General features: G+C 62.3%; 26 protein-coding genes. 9 read left to right on the top strand and 17 right to left on the bottom strand.

Going from position 1 to position 20,893, the window contains the following annotated elements:
• Positions 1–137: 137 nt before the first annotated feature.
• The 11 genes from J2Y83_RS08245 to ccmA form a co-directional block, all read right to left on the bottom strand.
• A complete protein-coding gene (locus J2Y83_RS08245; protein ID WP_253394372.1) occupies positions 138–734 on the bottom strand; it encodes a LysE family translocator in 597 nt (198 codons plus the stop codon).
• 355 nt (positions 735–1,089) lie between these two features.
• A complete protein-coding gene (locus tag J2Y83_RS08240; RefSeq protein WP_253394370.1) occupies positions 1,090–1,485 on the bottom strand; it encodes a hypothetical protein in 396 nt (131 codons plus the stop codon).
• Between the two features lie 15 nt (positions 1,486–1,500).
• Positions 1,501–2,685: a c-type cytochrome biogenesis protein CcmI gene (ccmI, locus tag J2Y83_RS08235; protein WP_253394367.1), complete on the bottom strand. Its 1,185-nt coding sequence runs from the start codon at positions 2,683–2,685 to the stop codon at positions 1,501–1,503.
• Positions 2,678–3,151 (bottom strand): cytochrome c-type biogenesis protein, encoded by a 474-nt coding sequence (locus J2Y83_RS08230; protein WP_253394365.1) that lies wholly within the window; start codon positions 3,149–3,151, stop codon positions 2,678–2,680. The genes ccmI and J2Y83_RS08230 overlap by 8 nt, the downstream gene beginning before the upstream one ends.
• Positions 3,148–3,684 (bottom strand): DsbE family thiol:disulfide interchange protein, encoded by a 537-nt coding sequence (locus J2Y83_RS08225; protein WP_253394363.1) that lies wholly within the window; start codon positions 3,682–3,684, stop codon positions 3,148–3,150. The genes J2Y83_RS08230 and J2Y83_RS08225 overlap by 4 nt, the downstream gene beginning before the upstream one ends.
• Positions 3,681–5,669 carry a heme lyase CcmF/NrfE family subunit gene (locus J2Y83_RS08220; protein WP_247403086.1) on the bottom strand — a complete coding sequence of 663 codons (1,989 nt, stop codon included), beginning with the start codon at positions 5,667–5,669 and terminating at the stop codon, positions 3,681–3,683. Before J2Y83_RS08220 ends, J2Y83_RS08225 begins: the two co-directional genes overlap by 4 nt.
• Positions 5,670–5,672: 3 nt before the next feature.
• The gene (gene ccmE, locus J2Y83_RS08215) at positions 5,673–6,128 is read right to left on the bottom strand and encodes a cytochrome c maturation protein CcmE (RefSeq protein ID WP_253394361.1); all 456 of its coding nucleotides are present in this window, start codon (positions 6,126–6,128) and stop codon (positions 5,673–5,675) included.
• Positions 6,125–6,301 carry a heme exporter protein CcmD gene (gene ccmD, locus J2Y83_RS08210; protein ID WP_253394359.1) on the bottom strand — a complete coding sequence of 59 codons (177 nt, stop codon included), beginning with the start codon at positions 6,299–6,301 and terminating at the stop codon, positions 6,125–6,127. Before ccmD ends, ccmE begins: the two co-directional genes overlap by 4 nt.
• Positions 6,298–7,053, bottom strand: a complete 756-nt coding sequence (locus tag J2Y83_RS08205) for a heme ABC transporter permease (RefSeq protein WP_253394358.1) — start codon at positions 7,051–7,053, stop codon at positions 6,298–6,300. Before J2Y83_RS08205 ends, ccmD begins: the two co-directional genes overlap by 4 nt.
• 90 nt (positions 7,054–7,143) lie before the next feature.
• On the bottom strand, positions 7,144–7,812 hold the full coding sequence (ccmB, locus tag J2Y83_RS08200) for a heme exporter protein CcmB (protein WP_017849435.1): 669 nt from the start codon (positions 7,810–7,812) through the stop codon (positions 7,144–7,146).
• Positions 7,809–8,444 (bottom strand): cytochrome c biogenesis heme-transporting ATPase CcmA, encoded by a 636-nt coding sequence (ccmA, locus tag J2Y83_RS08195; RefSeq protein WP_253394355.1) that lies wholly within the window; start codon positions 8,442–8,444, stop codon positions 7,809–7,811. The genes ccmB and ccmA overlap by 4 nt, the downstream gene beginning before the upstream one ends.
• A gap of 200 nt (positions 8,445–8,644) precedes the next feature.
• Here ccmA and J2Y83_RS08190 point away from each other — a divergent pair, with 200 nt between their 5' ends.
• Both J2Y83_RS08190 and J2Y83_RS08185 read left to right on the top strand, forming a co-directional pair.
• Entirely contained in the window at positions 8,645–10,228 is a 1,584-nt protein-coding gene (locus J2Y83_RS08190; RefSeq protein WP_253394353.1) for a flagellar hook-length control protein FliK, read from the top strand.
• Entirely contained in the window at positions 10,225–10,554 is a 330-nt protein-coding gene (locus J2Y83_RS08185; protein WP_065939955.1) for an EscU/YscU/HrcU family type III secretion system export apparatus switch protein, read from the top strand. The genes J2Y83_RS08190 and J2Y83_RS08185 overlap by 4 nt, the downstream gene beginning before the upstream one ends.
• Positions 10,555–10,683: 129 nt before the next feature.
• On the opposite strand, the gene J2Y83_RS08180 is transcribed toward J2Y83_RS08185, so the two are convergent.
• On the bottom strand, positions 10,684–11,910 hold the full coding sequence (locus J2Y83_RS08180; protein ID WP_253394351.1) for a molybdopterin molybdotransferase MoeA: 1,227 nt from the start codon (positions 11,908–11,910) through the stop codon (positions 10,684–10,686).
• The gene (gene moaB, locus J2Y83_RS08175; RefSeq protein ID WP_017849430.1) at positions 11,894–12,433 is read right to left on the bottom strand and encodes a molybdenum cofactor biosynthesis protein B; all 540 of its coding nucleotides are present in this window, start codon (positions 12,431–12,433) and stop codon (positions 11,894–11,896) included. Before moaB ends, J2Y83_RS08180 begins: the two co-directional genes overlap by 17 nt.
• Positions 12,434–12,509: 76 nt before the next feature.
• On the opposite strand from moaB, the gene mobA reads away from it, so the two are divergent.
• Positions 12,510–13,112 (top strand): molybdenum cofactor guanylyltransferase MobA, encoded by a 603-nt coding sequence (gene mobA / locus J2Y83_RS08170; protein ID WP_253394350.1) that lies wholly within the window; start codon positions 12,510–12,512, stop codon positions 13,110–13,112.
• Between the two features lie 79 nt (positions 13,113–13,191).
• Complete coding sequence (locus tag J2Y83_RS08165) at positions 13,192–13,413, top strand: YgdI/YgdR family lipoprotein (protein ID WP_253394349.1); 222 nt, start codon at positions 13,192–13,194, stop codon at positions 13,411–13,413.
• A gap of 54 nt (positions 13,414–13,467) precedes the next feature.
• On the opposite strand, the gene J2Y83_RS08160 is transcribed toward J2Y83_RS08165, so the two are convergent.
• The 3 genes from J2Y83_RS08160 to J2Y83_RS08150 all read right to left on the bottom strand — a co-directional run bounded on the left by J2Y83_RS08160 (position 13,468) and on the right by J2Y83_RS08150 (position 15,076).
• Positions 13,468–14,358, bottom strand: a complete 891-nt coding sequence (locus J2Y83_RS08160) for a pseudouridine synthase (RefSeq protein ID WP_253394348.1) — start codon at positions 14,356–14,358, stop codon at positions 13,468–13,470.
• Positions 14,359–14,429: 71 nt separating this feature from the next.
• Positions 14,430–14,765: a transcriptional regulator gene (locus tag J2Y83_RS08155; protein ID WP_253394347.1), complete on the bottom strand. Its 336-nt coding sequence runs from the start codon at positions 14,763–14,765 to the stop codon at positions 14,430–14,432.
• A gap of 74 nt (positions 14,766–14,839) precedes the next feature.
• Positions 14,840–15,076: a glutaredoxin family protein gene (locus tag J2Y83_RS08150; protein ID WP_253394346.1), complete on the bottom strand. Its 237-nt coding sequence runs from the start codon at positions 15,074–15,076 to the stop codon at positions 14,840–14,842.
• A 146-nt stretch (positions 15,077–15,222) separates the two neighbouring features.
• Between J2Y83_RS08150 and J2Y83_RS08145 the strand changes: the two genes are divergently transcribed.
• Positions 15,223–16,959, top strand: coding sequence for a cation:proton antiporter (locus J2Y83_RS08145; RefSeq protein WP_253400360.1), 1,737 nt, complete (start codon positions 15,223–15,225; stop codon positions 16,957–16,959).
• On the opposite strand, the gene J2Y83_RS08140 is transcribed toward J2Y83_RS08145, so the two are convergent.
• Positions 16,946–18,154: an ammonium transporter gene (locus tag J2Y83_RS08140; RefSeq protein WP_253394345.1), complete on the bottom strand. Its 1,209-nt coding sequence runs from the start codon at positions 18,152–18,154 to the stop codon at positions 16,946–16,948. The two genes, J2Y83_RS08145 and J2Y83_RS08140, sit on opposite strands and share 14 nt — an antisense overlap.
• 346 nt (positions 18,155–18,500) lie before the next feature.
• On the opposite strand from J2Y83_RS08140, the gene J2Y83_RS08135 reads away from it, so the two are divergent.
• From J2Y83_RS08135 to J2Y83_RS08120, 4 genes are all read left to right on the top strand, one after another.
• Positions 18,501–18,815 carry a DUF883 family protein gene (locus tag J2Y83_RS08135; protein ID WP_017849423.1) on the top strand — a complete coding sequence of 105 codons (315 nt, stop codon included), beginning with the start codon at positions 18,501–18,503 and terminating at the stop codon, positions 18,813–18,815.
• 4 nt (positions 18,816–18,819) lie between these two features.
• Entirely contained in the window at positions 18,820–19,209 is a 390-nt protein-coding gene (locus tag J2Y83_RS08130) for a phage holin family protein (protein WP_247407249.1), read from the top strand.
• Positions 19,206–19,547: a hypothetical protein gene (locus J2Y83_RS08125; protein ID WP_253394344.1), complete on the top strand. Its 342-nt coding sequence runs from the start codon at positions 19,206–19,208 to the stop codon at positions 19,545–19,547. The genes J2Y83_RS08130 and J2Y83_RS08125 overlap by 4 nt, the downstream gene beginning before the upstream one ends.
• A 91-nt stretch (positions 19,548–19,638) precedes the next feature.
• The gene (locus J2Y83_RS08120; RefSeq protein ID WP_253394342.1) at positions 19,639–20,802 is read left to right on the top strand and encodes an EAL domain-containing protein; all 1,164 of its coding nucleotides are present in this window, start codon (positions 19,639–19,641) and stop codon (positions 20,800–20,802) included.
• Positions 20,803–20,893: the final 91 nt, after the last annotated feature.

The following is a 20,893-nucleotide window of genomic DNA, read 5'->3' as shown; positions in this document are numbered from 1 at the left end:
CGGCGCCTGACCTGGACCAGCCCGGCGGCGGCCACAGTATCGGATTGCGATGCGCCACGCACCCGGTCAGGCGTGCCTGTCAGCAATTTCATGTTCGGTTGCAGGCAACTGCGCAGGGTTTCGCGGATGGCAGAGGATCAGCCTCCAGACAAAATGCGCGCACATTGCCAGGCCGCAAAGCCAATCAATAGCCCACCGCTGATGCGATTGATCAAACCGAGATCAGGATGATCGACCAGCGCAGTCCTGATAACGTTGCCGCCCAGCGCATATAACATCTGACCTGAAAATGAGCCCACCAGAAAACCTGCAAGGCTCAGGTACAGTCCCTGCCCCTCAAGCACCGTGCCGCTGGCAATCACATAGGAGGAGATCGCTACGATCGTGAGTGGGTTCGTTAGTGTCAGTAAAAAGACTGGGATAAATCCTGCGGTAGGTCTTAGTTGTGCCACAACTGCATGTTTTGCAAATGTGATGGCCCCCAGATAAAACAGGTAAGCAATTGCCACCCAGGTCAATAGACGGTTGTTGGCTAACCAAAATGCCTTAATTGTCTGCAAACCAGAAAATGCGACAGCCGCAAAAACCGCATCTGCAACTGCCGCACCTAGAGCCCCAGGTAACGCGCTGCGAAAGCCACCGGCGATGGATTGCCTCAGGATGATCAAGGCTATCGGTCCAAAACCTATGGAAAGCATTATGGCGAATAGCATGGAACTCAAAAATCCCTGCATCTAACTCAGAACCTTTCTTGATAAGGTGTCGCTGATGTCATTAACGGCTGACGTTTAAACCAGCAACCACTCTCCGGGCGGTGGTTGGCTCTAGCGATACTGATGCTACCGGTCTTGCTGGTGACCGTGGATGATGGCCTGGGCAACCTTCAGTTTGGCAGTGCTGGCAATCCTCGTCGCTAAATGCACGTTGAAGACACCTAATGCCACGCACGCCTAGCGCTGACTTCGGAAATCATTTTTATCTGACAGGCATCTATCTCGGGCAAGTCCGGCCCCGGCATTGGCTCTCCAGTGTTTGAACGACCACCCTACGAAGCCTACGAAAAAAAGGCGACCCAAAGGTCGCCTTTTGTCACTGCGCGTAGTGCTTGCTCAACCCCGGCGGCACGCCCTGCACGTCGGTCTCTTCCCACGGCCCGTCCGGGCTGATGGAGCGGCTCCAGCCGTTGCTCCAGCGGTAGTAAGTGCGCTGGCGGTAGAAGGTGTCGGGCTGGTCTTCCAGCACGTACACCTGCATCTTGCCGTCCCAGTGGCTGGCCGCGCCCGGTGGTGGGGCGAAGGTTGGCGACTTGCTCGGTGGCGCTTTCGCTGGGGCGGTGACCGGGCTGGAAGGTCTGGTGCCGGGTTGGGTCGACGGGCCCGACGGTGGGATGGTCGGGCCGGTGGGCGCGGGAGGTGGGCGGTGGACCGCACAAGCGCTCAAGCCCAATACCAGGCTGAGCAGGGTGATGCGTGCAAGGGCGGTCATAGGCGTTTCCTCGAATTACTTGTCCGGACTGTCGATGGTCAGCTGCTGCAGCGCAGTGGTGGTGCTGGCCAAGGGTTGGCTGCGGCCGATCCACTCGCCACTGGTCGGTTTACCGGCCCGGGATATGCGCGCAACCAGTTGGACTTCGGGGAAGTTGGACAGTTTCAACTGCGGCATCATTGCGTCGGCATCGCCCAGTTCGACGGTGACGGGCAGGTCGGCGACGGTCACGCGCTTGGCCGCGAGCGGCGCCGGCGGGCCGGAGACGGCGCGGGCGAAGATGAACACGCTATCGCCGGGCAGGGCCTTGGCCTTGATGTCGGCGGACAGGTCCACACGCACTTTCATCACGGCCTTTTGGGCGACGGTGCCACCGTTCGCTTTCAGCCTTTCTGCCGCGCGATCAATCCCGCCTTGCAGGGCGACGCGGGAATTGTCTTGCGGTGGCAATTGCGCCAGCAGGCGACTCCAGTAATCGATCGCCTCTTGGTAGCGCTGGCCTTCAAAGGCCACGATGCCGAGCAGGCCGAGGCTGGTGACTTCTCTCGGGTCGAGCTTGAGGGCTTCGTCGGTCAGGGCCTGAACCTTGGGCGACCATTGCTTGTTGTCGGCAAAGTACTGGGCCTGAGCCCACTGCCCCAACAGCTCCGGCTGGCGCCCGGCCAGGGCCACGGTGCGTTCGAAGACCTTGGCGGCATCGGCGGAACGGTCCTGGGCCATGTACGCACGGCCGAGGAAGTACAAGCCTTCCGCGGAATCCGGTTGAGCCGCCGCGGCGCGTTCCAGGCGGTGGGTCATGTCTTCCATGGACACCGGCGGCTGGGAGAATTCGCGGGTCAGTTCGACCTTGTCGCTGGCGCCGAAGTGCATGTACAAGCCAAGGCCCAGCACCGGCACTAAAACCGCAGCGAGCAACGGCAGCGGCTTGCCCAAACGCGATTCGCGAGGCTTTTCTGCGCCTTCGGTGTCGGCCAGCAATTCGCGCGCGGCTTCGGCACGGCCGGTGTCGAGTTGCGCGGCGTTGAGTACGCCTTCGTCCTGCTGGGTTTGCAGTTCGGCCACGCGTTCTTGATAGAGCGCCACGTTCAGCGCGGTGCGATCCTCTTCACGCTGGGCACGACGGCCACGCAATACAGGGATCAACAGGAAACTCAGGGCAATCAGAAGCAGCAAGCCGGCTGCGAGCCAGAAATCAATCATCAGTCTTGGTGTCCAGCAATTGGTCGAGGCGTTGGCGCTCTTCGGGGGATAGCGCGTCGGAACCATCGGTAGGGGCGGCGCGGCGACGGCGGACGATCACCACCATCACCACAACGCCGGCCAGCAGCAGCCCGGCGGGGCCGAACCAGAGCAGCGCGGTCTTGCCGGTGAGCGCCGGTTTGTAGCGAACGAAATCGCCATAGCGGTCGACCATGAAGTCGATGATCTGCTGGTTGTCCTTGCCCTCCCCCAACATGCGGAAGATCTCTTTACGCAGGTCGGCGGCGATGGGGGCGTTGGAGTCGGCGATGTCCTGGTTCTGGCACTTGGGGCAGCGCAGTTCCTTGGTCAGGTCGCGGAAACGCTCGCGCTCGGCGTCGTTGGCGAATTCGTAGGTGTCGATGGCGGCGTGGGCCACGCCCGCCAGGCCCAGGGCCAATACGGCAGCAGCTAACCAGCGCTTCATGGCTTGGCCTCGTCGACCAGAGCCTGGTACTTGGCGGCCAGTTGTTCGCGCCAGACCGTTTCATCGATGACGCCGACGTACTTGTCGCGGATCACGCCCTTGGCGTCGATAAAGAAGGTTTCCGGGGCGCCGTAGACGCCAAGGTTCAAACCGAGGTTGCCGTCTTCATCGCGGATATCCAGTTGGTACGGGTTGTGGAATTCCGCCAGCCATTTCAAGGCCGCCGCATTGTCGTCCTTGTAGTTGATGCCGTAGATCACCACGCCCTTCTCCGCCAGTTTGTTCAGCACCGGGTGCTCGACTCGGCAGGAGATGCACCAGGTGCCCCACACGTTGACCAGCGCCGGTTTGCCCAGCAGGTCAGCCTGGGTCAGGGTTTTGTCGCCCTGCACCGTCGGCAGATTGAAGGCGGGGAACGGCTTGCCGATCATGGCCGAGGGCAACTCGGCCGGGTCCAGGTACAACCCGCGATACAGGAACACCGCCATCAGCAGAAACAACCCCAGCGGCACGACCATCAACCAACGCTTCATACCGCCGCTCCTTGCAGACCGAGAGCTTCGCGCACCCGGCTCTTGACCTTGACCCGATAGCGCCGGTCCAGCGCCGCGAGCACACCACCAAAAGCGGTGATCAAACCGCCGAACCAGATCCAGCGCACGAACGGTTTGACATGCACGCGCACCGCCCAGGCGCCCTCACCCAGCGGTTCACCCAGGGCGACGTAAAGGTCACGGGTGAAACCAGCGTCGATCCCGGCTTCGGTCATCATCGAACTCTGCACGGTATACAGGCGTTTTTCCGGGTGCAGCACGGCGATTTCCTTACCGTTGCGTACCACGCGCACGGTGCCTTTGTCGGACGTGAAGTTCGGCCCTTCGAAGTGCTTGGCGCCTTCGAAGATGAAGTGGTAACCGGCCAGGTCCATGGACTCGCCGGGGGCCATGCGCAGGTCACGCTCGGCGCTGTTTTGGCTGGAGAGCACCACGCCGAGGGCACACACGGCGATGCCAATATGCGCGACCTGCATGCCCCAGTAGCTGCGGGTCAGGGTGGGCAGGCCCTTGATCAGGCCTTTGTGGCGGGTCTTGTCGACAATGTCGCGCATACCGGCCAGCAACACCCAGGCGGCGAGCATGAACGTGGCGAGGACCGCCCAGTTGAAATCGCCATAGGCAATACCGGCGATCACAGCCAAGGCGGCGCTGCCCAGCAGCACCGGGGTCAGCATGCCCACCAGCCATTTCACCGGGGTGTCTTTCCAGCGCACCAGCACGCCGATGGCCATGACCACCATCAACAAGCCCATCAACGGAATGAACAAGGCGTTGAAATACGGCGGGCCGACCGACAGCTTGGCGCCGGTCAGCGCATCCAGCACCAGCGGGTACAGGGTGCCGAGCAGGATCATCGACGCAGCCACCACCAACACCAGGTTATTGCCCAGCAGCAGGGTTTCCCGCGACCACAGGTTGAAGCCGACCTGGCTCTTGACCACCGGCGCGCGCAGGGCGAACAGGGTCAGGGAACCGCCGACCACACACAGCAGGAAGATCAGGATGAACACGCCGCGCGCAGGGTCGGACGCAAACGCATGCACCGAAGTCAGAACGCCCGAACGCACGAGGAAAGTGCCGAGCAGGCTGAGGGAAAACGCCGCAATGGCCAGCAACACGGTCCAGCTCTTGAACACGCCGCGTTTTTCGGTGACGGCCAGCGAGTGAATCAGCGCGGTGCCCACCAGCCAAGGCATGAAGGACGCGTTTTCCACCGGGTCCCAGAACCACCAGCCGCCCCAGCCAAGTTCGTAATAAGCCCACCACGAACCCAGGGTGATACCGATGCCGAGAAAGGCCCAGGCGACGATGGTCCATGGCCGCGACCAGCGCGCCCAGGCCGCATCGAGACGCCCGCCGAGCAAGGCGGCGATGGCGAAGGCGAAGGCCACGGAGAAGCCGACATAGCCCATGTAGAGCATCGGCGGGTGGACGATCAGGCCGATGTCCTGCAGCAGCGGGTTGAGATCACGCCCGTCCACCGGGACCTGCGGCAGGATGCGGCTGAACGGGTTGGAAGTCATGATCAGGAACAGCAGGAAGCCGATGCTGATCATGCCCATCACCGCCAGCACCCTCGCCAGCATGACTTGCGGCAGTTGCCGGGAGAAGATCGACACGGCGAAGGTCCAACCGCCGAGGATCAGGGCCCACAACAGCAGCGAACCTTCGTGGGCGCCCCACACGGCGCTGAATTTGTAATACCAGGGCAAGGCGCTGTTGGAGTTGCTGGCCACATAGGCGACGGAAAAGTCGTCGGTCATAAAGGCGTAGGTCAGGCAGCCGAACGCGAACACCAGAAAGGCAAACTGGCCCCAGGCGGCGGGCTGCGCCAGGCTCATCCACAGACGGTCGCCACGCCACGCGCCGAGCAACGGCACCACGGCCTGGACGATGGCGAAGCACAGGGCGAGGATCATCGCCAAGTGGCCCAGCTCCGGAATATACAATGCGGACGTCATCACTTAGCCCTCCTTGGCTGGAGTTGGGGCGGATTGGCCGCTGTCTTTCAACGCTTTGGTAACTTCCGGCGGCATGTATTTCTCATCGTGCTTGGCCAGTACTTCATCGGCCACCACCACGCCATCGGCATTCAGTTTGCCCAGGGCGACGATGCCCTGGCCTTCACGGAACAGGTCCGGGAGGATGCCGCGATATGTAATGGTCACGGCCTTATTGAAGTCGGTGACCACGAAGGTGACGTCCAGGGAGTCGCCGGAACGCTTCAAGGAGCCCTTCTCCACCATGCCGCCGGCGCGGATGCGCGTGTCCTGCGGGGCTTCGCCATTGGCGATCTGGGTCGGGGTGTAGAACAGGTTGATGTTCTCCCGCAGGGCACTCATCGCCAGGCCCACGGCAATACTTACGCCGGCCAGAATGGCAAGGATGATCAACAGACGCTTTCTACGCAGCGGATTCACTTATCGGTCTCCCGGCGCAGACGACGCGCCTCTTGTTGCAGGTAACGCTTGCGGGCCAGGATCGGCACGGCGACGTTGAGGGCCAGTACTGCCAGGCAGATGCCATAGGCCGTCCAGACATACAGGCCATGGTGGCCCATGGCGAGAAAATCACTGAAAGAAGCAAAACTCATCCACGCGCTCCCAGGCTGGTTTGCACTTCGGCCTTGACCCAACTGGCGCGGGCTTCACGCTTGAGCACTTCAAGGCGCATGCGCATCAGCAGCACAGCGCCGAAGAAGCAGTAGAACCCCAGTACCATCAGCAACAGCGGCGCCCACATTTCCACGGGCATGGCCGGCTTTTCGGTCAGGGTGAAGGTGGCGCCCTGGTGCAGGGTGTTCCACCACTCCACCGAGTATTTGATGATCGGGATGTTGATCACGCCGACAATCGCCAGCACCGCACAGGCCTTGGCGGCGCTGTCACGATTGCTGATCGCATTGCCAAGGGCAATAAGACCGAAGTACAGAAACAGCAGGATCAGCATGGCCGTTAGTCGCGCATCCCACACCCACCACGAACCCCAGGTGGGTTTGCCCCAGATCGCGCCGGTGACCAGCGCCACGGCGGTCATCCACGCACCGATGGGCGCAGCGCATTGCAGGGCGACGTCCGCGAGCTTCATCTTCCACACCAGGCCGACGATGCCGCACACCGCCAGCATCACGTAGCAGGACTGGGCGAGCATCGCGGCAGGCACATGGATATAGATGATGCGAAAGCTGTTGCCCTGCTGGTAATCCGGCGGTGCGAAGGCCAGGCCCCAGACCAGGCCGAGGCCGATAAGCAATACGGCGGCGACGCTCAACCACGGCAGCAGCTTGCCGCTGATGCCGTAAAACCATTTGGGCGAGCCGAGCTTGTGAAACCAGGTCCAGTTCATTGCTGTTTCCATCACGGTTGCGTCTTGTGGTTGCAAGAAGCGTAGGGCCTTTCTTATGTTGAAGAACGGGTTACGCGTAACCCGACTTCATTATTCGCCGACGCTGATCTTCAGGCCGGCCGCTATGGCAAAGGGTGTCAGGGTTACCGCCAGGGCGGTCAGGCTGCCAAGCCACAAGAGGTAACCGGTCGCCGGCATGCCCATGAGCGCGGCTTGCAAAGCGCCGCTGCCGAGGATCAACACCGGGATATACAAAGGCAGAATCAACAGGGCCAGCAACAGGCCGCCACGTTTCAAACCCACCGTCAGCGCCGCGCCCACCGCGCCCAACAAGCTGAGCGCCGGCGTGCCGAGCAACAAGGACATAAGCAATACCGGCAGGCATTCGCTGGGCAACCCTAGCATCATTGCCAGCAACGGCGAGAGCAACACCAGCGCCAAGCCGGAAAACGCCCAGTGTGCCAGTACCTTGGCCAATACCAGAAGCGGCAGGGGGTGCGACGAAAGGACCCACTGTTCCAGGGAGCCATCCTCGAAATCACTGCGAAACAGCCCGTCCAGCGAGAGCAGCACGGACAAAAGGGCCGCCACCCACACCAGTCCCGGAGACAAGGTTTGCAACAGTTTAGTCTCGGGGCCGACCGCCAGCGGGAACAACGCGATGACAATCGCGAAGAACACCAGCGGATTGGCCAGCTCGGCCGGACGACGGCACAACAGCCGCGCCTCGCGGGCCACCAACAGGGCGAACACACTCATACCGACCACCGCCCCAGGTCCAGGTCGCGGTAACCGGCGGGCAGGCGCGTCAGGCTGTGGTGCGTCGTCAGCACGACAAGGCCACCCTGCTCGCAATGCCGGGCCAGATGCTCTTCCAACTGGGCGACGCCTTGTTTGTCGAGGGCGGTGAAGGGTTCGTCGAGAATCCACAGCGGCGGACCGGGCAGATACAGGCGCGCCAGGGCCACGCGGCGCTGCTGGCCGGCGGACAGGGTGTGACAGGGCACGTCTTCGAAGCCCTTGAGGCCGACGGCGGCCAGTGCCTGCCAGATCGCCTCGCGGCTGGCCGGATGATGCAGGGCGCTGAGCCAACTGAGGTTTTCTTCGGCGCTGAGCACGTCTTTGATCCCGGCGGCGTGGCCGATCCAGGTGAGATTGCGGGCCAGCTCGGTGCGTTGTTCGTTCAACGGTTTGCCGTTGAGCCGCACTTCGCCCGCCGTAGGCTGCATCAACCCGGCCAGCAAACGCAGCAGGCTGGTCTTGCCGCTGCCGTTGGGACCACTGATCTGCACCATGTCGCCGCCCGCCAGGCGCAGGTCGAGGTGCTCGAACAGCAGGCGCAGGTCACGTTCACAGGCAAGCGCTACGGCTTCAAGAAGAGGGCTGGTCAAAAGATCGCGGGCCTTTACGGTTCAAGTCGGCGGTGCGGCGGCCGTTATAGAAAGGAGCACAATAACGACTTTGGCGACCGATTTTAGAGAGCTGGATCAAATAGTTGTGAGGTTTTTACCGCTCTCATGGCAGACGGGCCGCATTATACATGCGATGCCCTACGCTAAAGAGGGCTATTTCCCCTGAGACGACGCGCACGATGACCGGTGAGATCAACCTTCCTACGCTTCCTCCTGCCCCGACAGCCGGGCCGGCCCCTGCGCCAGCGCCGGCAAGCGGTGAGTTGCTGAAACTGCTGGAGCCGCAGATCGGCTTGATCGACCCGGGAAAAACCGCGAACGCCGAAGTCATCGCACTTAAACAAGGCGGTGAAGCCTTTCAGTTGCTACTCAAATTGACCCTCGACGGTGGCCGCCAGACGCTGGTCCAGGCCAGCAGCCCGCAACCCTTGCCGCTGGGCAGCAATGTGGCGGTGAGCCAGACGCCTGCCGGCAACCTGACCCTCAGCCTGCAGCAAGCCTTGAGTGCCAACGTCGCCGCCCTCACCCGCATCGACACCACGCAAATGCCGGCGGGCACCTTGCTGCAAGCCAAAGTCCTGACCAGCCAAATGCTGCCCCAAGGCACCACGCAACCGACGATCTACCGCTCGTTGGTGACGGTGCTCAACAACGCCCTGGCCGGTACGACCCTGACCGTGGAGAGCCCGCAACCCCTGCGTATCGGCAGCCTGCTCAGCGCCGTGGTGCAGGATGCGCAGACCCTGAACTTCGTGCCTTTGAGCGGGCTCAAGGATCAACTGGCCGTGACCCAGCAACTCGCCACCCAGCAAAGTCGCCAGGGCTCGCTGGATGCGGTGTTCACCGCGCTGCAAACCCTGCCCCGGGGCGACAGCACTTCCGTCGAGCTGCGCGCGGCCGCCGACCGTTTGCTCGCCGCGTTGCCCGACCTCGCACAAGTCAGCAATCCCAAGGTGCTGGCTCAAGTGATCCAGAACAGCGGCGCGTTTCTTGAAGCCAAGTTACTGGCCGGGCAAAACCCGCAAATCCCACCACTGGATATGAAAGGTGCCCTGCTGCGCCTGGTCGCCGATCTGATGCCCGCCCTGCCCGCCAGCACCAACCTCAATGCCATACTCGCCGCCAACACCCTGGCCCAGATGCTGCCCAACTTCGTGCGCAGCCCGCTGAACACCCTCGGGCAAGTCAGCGCCCGCCAGGCACCCGCCGGTTTTCCATTGCCGGCGCGGCTGATGCAACGCCTGGAGGGCGAAGGCGACCTGGAAAACCTGCTGCGCCTGGCCGCCGGTGCCATCTCGCGACTACAGAGCCATCAACTGTCGAGCCTGGAACAGACCGGCACCACTGCCGATGGCCGCCTGCAAACCACCTGGCAGTTGGAAATCCCCATGCGTACCCTGCAGGACATCGTGCCGCTGCAGGTCAAGTTCCAGCGCGAAGACCCCGCGCCGGACAAGGACCAGCCCGAACGCAAAGACAAAAAAGACCCGAAACAGATGCTCTGGCGCGTGGAACTGGCCTTCGACATGGAGCCGCTGGGCCCGTTACAGGTCCAGGCGCAATTGTCGCAGGGCAAACTGTCGAGCCAGTTGTGGGCGACCCGACCGTTCACCGCCAGCTTGATCGAAAGTCACTTGGGCAGTTTGCGCGAGCGCCTGGTGACGTCGGGCATCAATGTCGGCGACCTCGACTGCCACCTCGGCACCCCGCCACGCGGGCCGAAAACCGGATTGGAGCAACGCTGGGTGGACGAAACCGCATGAACAACGCCAACCCGCCGCGCCAGGCCATCGCCCTCAAGTATGACGGCCAACAAGCGCCGACCCTGACCGCCAAGGGCGACGATGCCCTGGCCGAAGCGATCCTCAAGCTGGCGCGGGAAAATGAAGTGCCCATCTATGAAAACGCCGAGCTGGTGAAGCTGCTGGCGCGCATGGAGTTGGGCGACAGTATCCCGGAAGAGTTGTACCGCACGATCGCCGAGATCATCGCGTTTGCCTGGACGTTGAAGGGCAAGTTTCCGGTGGGGTACGACCCGGACGCGGGGCCGGTCGAGCGCGATGTCACCGAGCGTGGCGACGACTACTGAGTAGCCCCAGACAGACACCAATCCAAATGTGGGAGGGGGCTTGCCCCCGATGGCAGTGTTTCAGTCAACACATCTGTGGCTGATACACCGCCATCGGGGGCAAGCCCCCTCCCACACTTGAATCGATGTTTAGTTCAGGACTTCGCTCAGCGGGATGAAATTGACGCGATCCCCCATCTCCAGCGTAGTGCCCTCCAACACCTCCACCAACCCTTGCGCCCACGCCGCGCTGCGCAGCACGCCGGAGCTCTGGTTGCGGTAGATGACCGCCTTGCCCTGCTCGATGCGCCCGCGCAGGTACTCGCGGCGGTTGCCCGGCTTGGGCCAGACGAACCCTGCCGGCACCTCAAACCGCAGCGGTTGGACTTCAGCCACACCTTGGCGGCGCAGCAGATAGGGGCGCGCCAACAGGGCAAACGTCACCAACGTCGACGCCGGATTGCCCGGCAGGCCGATCACCGGCACGCCACGAAAATGGCCGAAGGTCAGCGGTTTGCCGGGCTTGATCGCCAGCTTCCACAAGGCCAGCTCGCCCTCTTCACGTAGAGCAATGCCGAGAAAATCCGCCTCGCCTACCGACACACCGCCGGTCGACAGAATCAGGTCAACTGCGCCCAGGCCGGCCAAGCGCGTGCGCGTCTGTTCCAGGTCATCCGGAAGAATGCCGGCATCGATCACTTCACACCCCAGGCGCTCCAGCCAACTGCACAGCACGCGGCGGTTGCTGTTGTAGATCTGCCCCGGACCGAGGGGCAAACCGGGCTCGATCAACTCATCGCCGGTGGACAGCACCGCGACCCGCACGCGGCGTACCACAGCCAAATGGTCGAGACCGAGGGACGCGGCCAGGCCGAGTTCGATCGGGCCTAGGCGCGTGCCCGCGGCCAACACCAATTCGCCGACGGTGGTTTCCTGCCCTTGCGGGCGAATGTTCTGATCGATATGCAACGGCTCGGTAAAGCTCACCCGCTCATCGGCGTGGACCACGGCGTTTTCCTGCATTTCCACGCAGTCAGCGCCTTCCGGCACGGGCGCTCCGGTGAAGATGCGCGCGCAGGTGCCAGCGGCCAATGGCGCGGGTGCTTGACCGGCGAAGATGCGCTGGCTCACCACCAACGGCTCGCCGACCCAGTCGCAAAGGCGCAGGGCATAACCGTCCATGGCACTGTTGGGCCAGGGCGGCAGGTCGAGGGTGGCGATCAGATCCTGCGCCAATACGCGGCCATCGCACGCGGCCAGGGGCAACACCTGCTGCTCGCGGATCGGTGCGGCTTCGGCTATCTCGAGCAAGCGTTGCAGGGCTTCTTCCACCGGCATCAAGGCGCCGGTCTTGCCCGGCTTATCCACGGGATTCACAGGGTTCGGCCTGTTTCAGGTGCGGTACGAAGTTGCAGGGACGGTGACGGTTGTCCAGTTGCTCGGCGAGGATGCCGTCCCAGCCGGTGCGCACGGCGTTGGTGGAACCCGGCAGGCAGCACACCAGGGTGCCATTGGCCAGGCCGGCCAGGGCGCGGGATTGCACGGTGGAGGTGCCGATGTCGGCCACGGATATCTGACGGAACAGCTCGCCAAAACCATCGACCTGCTTGTCGAGCAGACAGCTCACCGCTTCAGGCGTGCTGTCGCGGCCAGTGAAGCCGGTGCCGCCGGTGATCAGTACGACCTGCACCACGTCTTCGGCGATCCAGTGAGCCACCTGGGCGCGGATCTTGTAGAGGTCGTCCTTGAGCAGCACGCGCTCGGCCAGGAGGTGGCCGGCGGCGATCAGGCGGTCGACAAAAACCTGGCCCGAGGTATCGGTGTCCAGGGTGCGGGTGTCGCTGACGGTCAGTACAGCGATATTCAGGGGTACGAAGGGCGCATCTGCCTTGGCTTTCATGGCACGGTCCGGTTGTCGAAGGAACAGCCCGATGTTATATCACAGGCCCCTATTTACCTGCCGCAGCGGAACCCACATGCCCGACGACTCTTCGCCCCTGCCCTGTTCGATTCTGCTGTTGGCCGGTGGCCGCGGCCAACGCATGGGCGGACAAGACAAGGGCTTGCTGGAATGGCACGGCCAGCCGCTGATTGCGCACTTGCAACACTTGGTGCGCCCACTGACCGACGACCTGATCATCTCGTGCAACCGCAACCTGGAGCGGTACGCGCCCTATGCCGACCAGCTGGTGAGTGACGACAGCGCGGATTTCCCCGGACCGCTGGCCGGTATCCGCGCAGGATTGAGCGCCGCCCGCCATGGGCACGTGCTGATCTTACCGTGCGATGTACCGCACCTTGACGCCCGACTGCTCGCCGATCTGCGCGAGACGGCGCAGCGCAATCCGCGGCTGCCGGTGATGGTGCGCCACGGAGAATTCTGGGAACCGTTGATCTGCATCATCCCCACCTACCTGCAAAGCGCGGTAGAACAGGCCTGGCAAGCCGGTGAGCGCAGCCCGCGCAAGATTTTCCTGCAGTTGGGTGGCGTCGGGCTGGAATGCCCGGCAGATGATCCGCGCCTGGCCAACCTGAACACGCCTGCGCTGTTACACACAGGGCCTGGCATGTCAGAATGAACCTCGCACAAGGAACTTTGTCGACGCGCCACGCGTCACACAGTCAGCACTCAAAAAGAATTCTCTCGGAGACACACCCATGACTCAACGGACCATCGCCGCTCTCATGCTTGCACTGGGCCTCGCTACCCTTGCCGGTTGCGCCTCGCCAACAGTGATCACCCTGAATGACGGTCGCGAAATCCAGGCTGTCGACACCCCAGAATATGACAAGACTTCGGGCTTCTACGAATTCGAACAGCTTGACGGCAAGCGTACCCGCATCAACAAAGATCAAGTGCGTACCGTTAAAGACCTGTAAGCCGCAACGCTTGCACACAAGGCCCGCCTCGCGCGGGCCTTGTCGTTTCCGGGGTTACCAGTCGAGGGTGATTTGGCTGCGGAAACTGCGTTCTTCACCCGTTACCGGATCGATAAAACGCACGCCCTGGGCGAGCAGCTTCAAGGGGTTGGCGTAGTCGTCCACGGCATCCTTGATCACGTCGGGGTAGAACGGGTCATTGCAGATACTCGCCCCGAGGGCCGTCATGTGTACCCGCAACTGGTGCTTCTTGCCGGTCACGGGGAACAGGCCATAGCGCCATAAATCGCCGTGGGTTTCGCGCACTTCCACGGCCGTTTCGGTGTTGCTGGTGCCTGGCCCTTCCTGCATGCGAAAGAATGGCTCGCCATCCACCAGGCGGCTTTTATGGACCAGGGGGAAGGTCAGGTTCGGCAAGGCCGGGGCGATAGCTTCGTAGAATTTGTCGATTTTACGAGTGGGAAATAACTGCTGATAGGCCGAGCGGCTTCGCGGGTTGGCCGAGAACAGCACCAGCCCCGCCGTATGCCGGTCGATGCGGTGCAGGGGCACCAGGGACGGATTGTCCAGGCGGCGAATCAGGCGGCGCAACAGGGTTTGCTCGACGTACTCACCGGCCGGGGTGACGGGCAGAAAGTGCGGTTTGTCCGCCACCACCAGGTGTTCGTCGGCGTACAGGATGGTTTCCTGCACCGGGATGGCTTTTTCGTTCGGCACTTCGCGGAAGTAATAGATGCACAGACCTTCCTTGTAGGCCAGGTCCAGACGGATCGGACTGCCCTGGAGATCCAGCACGCGGCCACGGGCGATGCGGTCCAGCCACTGCGCGCGGCCGATCGCCGGGAAATGCTCGCACAGGCAATCGAGCACCGTCGCCCAAGGGCCAGGCGGCAAATACAAGGTGCTGGCTTGATGCTGGGACGCAGAAAAACCGGAAGTGGACATGCAGATGCTCGAAGCCTGGGAAACAGGCCGGCATTATCCCGCATGAAGCGGGATTGAGCCTAGGGCGGATCTCAGGCCTTGGCTAACTGTGCCCGCAGGATCGGCGAAGCACTGGCGGCCTCGGTAAATTCCTTGAGCCAGCGCAATACGTCCACCGCTTCCCAACGGCCCGGATCATACAGCGCGTACAGCAAGCCCTGGTAACCCACCACATCCAACTGCCTGTGATAACCGGCGCGCTGGAACAACGCTTCGATCTCGGCAAAGCAGGTATTGAAATGCACTTTGTTAAACGGCGTCTTGCCTTCCGTGACCAGGCCATCGAGGCGCAGCTCGTTCACCGCGTCGCGCACGATATCGGCGGACATGCGATTAACGCTGCTTTTCAGTTGTTCAACATTCACCACGGGCGTTCCCTCTATTCAATCGCTGTACAAACATACAGTAACCCAATATTGAGAAAGCTGCCATCGCCCAAGCGCTAGAGTAGGAAGGACACGACCTGCTTGGTGTCGAACGGCCAAGCCAGTTCAGCCCCCGTGTCTACCCGGCGCAGCACCGGAATCGTTAGGCCGTAGGCTTCGAACAGGGCTTCGGAATCGGCGATGTCCACCAGTTCCACCATCAACCCGTGTTCGACCAACGGCATGATTTCTTCTTCGGCGAGCTCACACAGATGGCAGCCCAGAGTAGTGAACAACTGGCATTCAGGAGGCATGACGATAGAACCTGATCAGGGATAGGCGCCCATTTTAGGCCGACTCAATAGCGCTGGCGAGCCGATAAACCCTGACCCAGGTCACCACGGCCTATAACTGATTCAGCGACTCTCGCGGCTTTTTGTCCGCGCGCCCTACAATGGAGATGCTTGTGTTCGCCAACCTGCTGATCATTCTCGCCTCATCCCTGGTGGTGATTGCGCTGTTTCGCCGGCTGCAATTGCCGCCCGTGCTGGGCTACCTGTGCGTGGGCCTGGCCGTGGGGCCGACCGCCCTCGACTGGGTGAATGACAGCGAACACCTGCCCGACCTCGCCGAACTGGGCGTGGTGTTCCTGCTGTTTTCCCTGGGCCTGGAGTTCTCGCTGAGCAAAATGTTCGCCCTGCGCCGCGTGGTATTTGGCCTGGGCAGCCTGCAGGTGCTGGGGTGCGGGGTGCTGCTGGGGGGCCTGTTGATGGCCTTTGGCGTGTCGCCGAACATCGCCCTGCTGCTCGGTGCGGGGCTGGCGTTGTCGTCCACGGCCATCGTCAGCAAAGAGCTGGGCAGCCTCGGGGAAATCTTCAGCAGCCATGGCCAGAACGCGATTGGGGTGCTGCTGTTCCAGGATGTGGTAGCGGTGTTGCTGCTGACCCTGGTCCCGGTGTTCGCCGGCAGCAGCGAGCAGGCCTGGTATTGGGCTCTGCCGTTGACGCTGGGCAAGACGCTGTTGTTGTTCGTCGGCCTGCTGCTCGCCGCCCGCTGGTTATTGCCGCGTTTGTTCCGTGAAGTCGCCGCCTCCCATTCGGCCGAGCTGTTTGTGCTGCTGGCGCTGGTGATCGTGTTGCTGACCGCCTGGCTCACTCACCTGCTGGGCCTCTCCCCTGCGCTAGGTGCGTTCCTGGCCGGCATGCTGCTGGGGGAAAGCCATTACCGGCATCAGATCGAGGCGGATATCCGACCGTTTCGCGACATTCTGCTGGGGCTGTTTTTCGTCAGCATCGGCATGCTCATCGACCTGCAATTGTTCATCAGCCACGGCCTGCTGATCCTCGGCCTGACCCTGGCGCTGATGCTGACCAAGGGCTGCGTGGTCGCGGCACTGGTCAAACTGCGCGGCAGCGACCGAGAAACCGCCTGGCGCAGCGGCCTGGCCCTGGCTCAGGGCGGCGAGTTCTGTTTTGCGCTGATGGCGCAGATGCAGCAGAGCCGACTGATACCGGATGAGTTCAACGGGTTGCTGCTGGCCGTCACCTTCTGCTCGATGCTGCTGACCCCGCTGTTGCTGCGGGCGGCACCGAGCATTGCCCTGCGCCTGCACCGCAAGCCCAACCAACAGGTGCAACTCGAAGCCATCACCGCGCTCAACGCCGAGTTACGTGACCATGCGGTGATCTGCGGCTATGGCCGCGTCGGGCAATCGATCGGGCGCTTTCTGCACCTTGAACAACAGGCGTTTATCGCACTGGATGACAACCCGGAACGGGTGCAGGAAGCCGCTACCGAAGACAGCAGCGTGCATTATGGCGACTGCCGTCGTGGCGCCCTGCTCAGTGCGGTCGGCCTGGACCGTGCGCGCCTGGTGGTGATCGCCGTGGATAACACCGAGGTCGCTCTCGTGGTACTGAAGGAGGCCCGCCGGATCAACGCCGACGTACCGATCCTGGTGCGCACACGCGACGACAGCCAATTGGCCGAGCTGAAAGCCGCGGGCGCCAGCGAAGTGGTGCCCGAACTTCTGGAGTCGAGCCTGATGCTCGCCTCCCACGCCCTGATCCTGCTGGGCATACCAGACCAGCAGGTGCAAGCGCGGGTCGATGACGTGCGGCATAACCGCTACCGTCTGCTACACGGTTTTTACCCGCGGGCGACCCCTGACGAAGAGGCGCCGATCAATCCTGACTGATCGCACCGATCTTGTGGATCGACAGGTCCGCGCCGTAGTACTCCTCTTCCTGGCTCAGGCGCAGCCCGTGTACGCGCTTGATCACGCCGTACACCAGCAGGCCGCCGGTAAACGCCACCGCCACACCCAACGCGGTGCCGATCAATTGGCTGATCAGGCTGACCCCGCCCAACCCACCAAGGGCAGTCTGGCCGAAGATGCCACAGGCAACCCCGCCCCACACGCCACACAGGCCATGCAGCGGCCAGACACCCAGCACGTCGTCGATCTTCCAACGATCCTGAGCAGCAATGAAGCACCACACAAACAGACCGCCGGCGACAACGCCCGTGACCAATGCACCCACCGGATGCATCAGGTCGGAGCCGGCACAGATCGCCACCAGCCCGGCCAGCGGGCCGTTGTGCAGGAAACCCGGGTCATTGCGGCCAATCACCAGCGCCGCGACTGTACCGCCGACCATGGCCATCAACGAATTGACCGCCACCAGGCCGCTGACGCCATTCAGGGTCTGCGCGCTCATCACGTTAAAGCCGAACCAGCCGACAATCAGAATCCACGAACCCAGCGCCAGGAACGGAATGCTCGACGGTGCAAAGGCCACCAGGCGACCTTCGCGATAACGCCCGTTACGCGGCCCGAGCAACAGCACCGCCGCCAACGCGAGCCAGCCACCCATGGCATGTACCACCACGGAACCGGCAAAATCATGGAAGCTGGCACCGAAGGTCGCCAGCAACCAGGCCTGCACGCCGAAATTGCCGTTCCACACCAAGCCTTCGAAAAACGGGTAGATAAACGCCACAATCAGCGCGGTAGCGCACAGTTGCGGAACAAATCGTGCACGTTCGGCAATGCCCCCGGAAATGATCGCCGGAATCGCCGCGGCAAAGGTCAACAGGAAGAAGAACTTCACCAGGCCATAACCGTGATCGGCACTGATCACCGCTGCCGGTTGCATGAAGCTCACGCCATAAGAGATCCAATAGCCTATAAAGAAATAGGCCAGGGTGGAGATCGCGAAGTCACTGAGGATTTTCGACAGAGCGTTGACTTGGTTCTTCTGGCGCACGGTGCCGACTTCGAGGAAGGCGAAACCGGCGTGCATGGCGAGGACCATGACCGCACCAATCAGAATAAATAGGGTGTTAGAACTGTGGACGAGGGTGTCCACTGCGCTTTGCAGATTTTCCATGGAGGTTGGCAGGCCTGCGATAAAGGCAAAAAGCACCAAAGCGGTTCAAGCCGGCGTTTCGCGCACTAAATTGGTACCACCGGCTCCGCCCCTCTTCTGAGGGCGTGAACCGCTTTAGCGCAGCGATCAGCACAACCGGGCATTCCCGACAGGGTTTTTCCGCGAGTTTCAGTTATATAGGGTAAGGTTTTCACCGGTTTGCGGCCCAACCGCCCAGATTCAGCGCAGGCCCCGGAGCCTGCGCACCAAGGAAAAGCAAAAGTTGTACCAGACAATTGCAATGAACCTTCACCGATGCCGGTGACTCGAAACCACACGTACCGATCAGCCACTCACGGAGATATCCATGGCCAGCAAAACAGCACAGACGGCTCAAGAAATACTGATGGCGGATTTTCAGACCCTGGTCAGTGACACCGAAAAGTTGCTGGACGACACCGCCATCCTGGCCGGCGACCAGGCCGACGAACTGCGCGCCAAGATCCACGACAGCCTGCTCAAGGCCCGTGAAACCCTGCAACTGACCGAAGACTCCCTGCGCGACCGCAGCAAGGCCGCCGTCACCGCGACCGAAGATTATGTGCAGGCCAACCCTTGGCAGTCGGTGGGCATTGCCGCTGGCGTGGGCTTTTTGATCGGCCTGCTTGCTACAAGGCGCTAATCCTATGTCTATCGGCGAATCCGGCTCGTCCACGGGCCCAAGTTCAACGTCCCGACGCCTGGGCGCAGCCGTACTGGGCTTGCTGCACAGCCATGTCGAACTGTTCGGCATCGAGTTGCAGGAGCAGAAGGCCCGCACCGTCAGCCTGCTGCTGTTTGCCGGGCTGGCCCTGGTGTTTGCCCTGCTATTGCTGGTGGGGTTGTCGACGTTGGTGATGATTCTGGTATGGGACACCGGCTACCGCCTGACCGGAATCATCTGCCTCTGTGTGTTCTATACCCTGGCCGCTGTGTTCTGCGCTGTGCGCTTGAAGGCGGCGGTATTCGATGAATCCACGCCGTTCCACGCCACGCTCGAAGAGCTGGCCAATGACCGGGAGCGCCTGCTGCCATGAGCCTGACTGAATTCCCGCACACCCACTCGCGCCAGGAAATGCGCAAGGCGCTGATCCGCCTGCGCATGGAAATGCACCGCCAGGAAATCCGCCATGAGTCCCAGCAACTGATGGCGCCCCTGCACAAAGTGCGCAACATGGGCCAGAACTGGCAGGACAGCCTGGGTATCAAGCACGCGCCGCTGTGGGGCGTGGCGGCAGTGACGCTGATCGGTTTCTTCACCGGCAAGGGCGCCAAGGGTGGCAGTCTCAGCAGCCTGACCCGCCTGGTGCGGCTGGGCGCCGGCTTGATCCCGCTGATCAAATTGGCCATGCAGGGCGCCTCACGCAAAGGTTGAGGCCTGCTGGCTGCATTCTTGCAAACACAATCGGCCCGGCCCTCGTCAACGAAGGCCGGGTCTTTTCTTGCCAACGCGTTAAGGAGGCCCCGTGATCGACGGGCAACCGCTCGCCTGCTTCCAACCCTTCATTGACACCGCCACCGGGCGCATTGCCGGCGTCGAAGCCCTTGGCCGCCTGCGCCAGGCTGACGGTCGCCTGCTGTCGGTCGGCCCGTTGTTCGCCGACCCGCGCACCCCAGGCGTGGCCTTGCGCCGCCTGGATCGGCAGATCCGCGATAACGCGTTAAGCCGTCTGCACGAGGCACCGCAGGACTGGTTTCTGAGCCTGAACATCTCGCCGCGCTGGATCAATCGCCTGCGTGCCGGCCAAGCCTTGCCCAGCCTGCAACAGGTGCAGGCCCACGGCGTCGACCCACAGCGCATCGTGTTCGAGATCACTGAACTGGGCGGCGATATCCAACGCCTGGCCGACGTGGTGGCGCGCTATCGCGAGGCCGGCGCACGCATCGCCATCGATGACTTCGGCGCCGGCTATTCGCAGCTCGACCGCGTGCTGGCGTTGCAGCCGGACATTCTCAAGCTGGACATGCGCCTGTTTCAGGAAGCTGCAAAAGGTGGCCCCAGCAGTGAAGTCGTGCGGGCACTCGCGCAAATGGCGGAAAAAACCGGCTGCTGGATCATTGCCGAAGGCGTGGAGACCGAAGCGCAGTTGAGCTTTGCGCTGGAGTGCGGCTCGCGGTACGTGCAGGGTTATCTGTTTGCCCAGGCGCAATTGGACTGGTTCGCCGCCGATGCTTTCGTACCGCGCTTTGCCCAACTGCGTAGCGCTTACGTGCAGAAAAAACTCGCCGAACGCGGACGCATCATGCAGTTACGCCAGCAATTGACCGAACTGATGAAAATCCTCCAGACCTGGGCCCAGGGCCAGGCACCGCTGAGCCATTTGCCGCAATTGCCGGATTTTCCCTGGCTGCTGCGCTTCTACCAGTGCGACCGACATGGCACCCAACTGACCCCCAACTTCGAATGGCGCCAGGATGCCTGGCAAGCCGACAGCCGCTACCTCGGTCACAACTGGTCATGGCGCCCATACTTCTATCATCTGCTGGCCGAAGGCTGGGAGGAGCGTCGCCTGACGCTGTCTTCGACCTACCGCGACGCCACCACCAACCAGTATTGCCTGACCGCCGGACAATTCTTCGATAACGGCCAGCGCTTGCTGTTAATCGATATCGACGCGGTCGGCCTGTAGATTTTCGCTTGCCCCGCCCACCCGGCACCGGGAATCTGGGCGGGTCATTTCGCGCAGAGAAGCATTAAGCCGTAGCTCGTGTCACAAGGAC

The sequence above is a fragment of the Pseudomonas marginalis genome (genome assembly GCF_024169655.1).
In the GTDB taxonomy this organism is placed as follows: domain Bacteria; phylum Pseudomonadota; class Gammaproteobacteria; order Pseudomonadales; family Pseudomonadaceae; genus Aquipseudomonas; species Aquipseudomonas paraveronii.
This window is presented reverse-complemented; position numbering and strand designations above follow the sequence as displayed.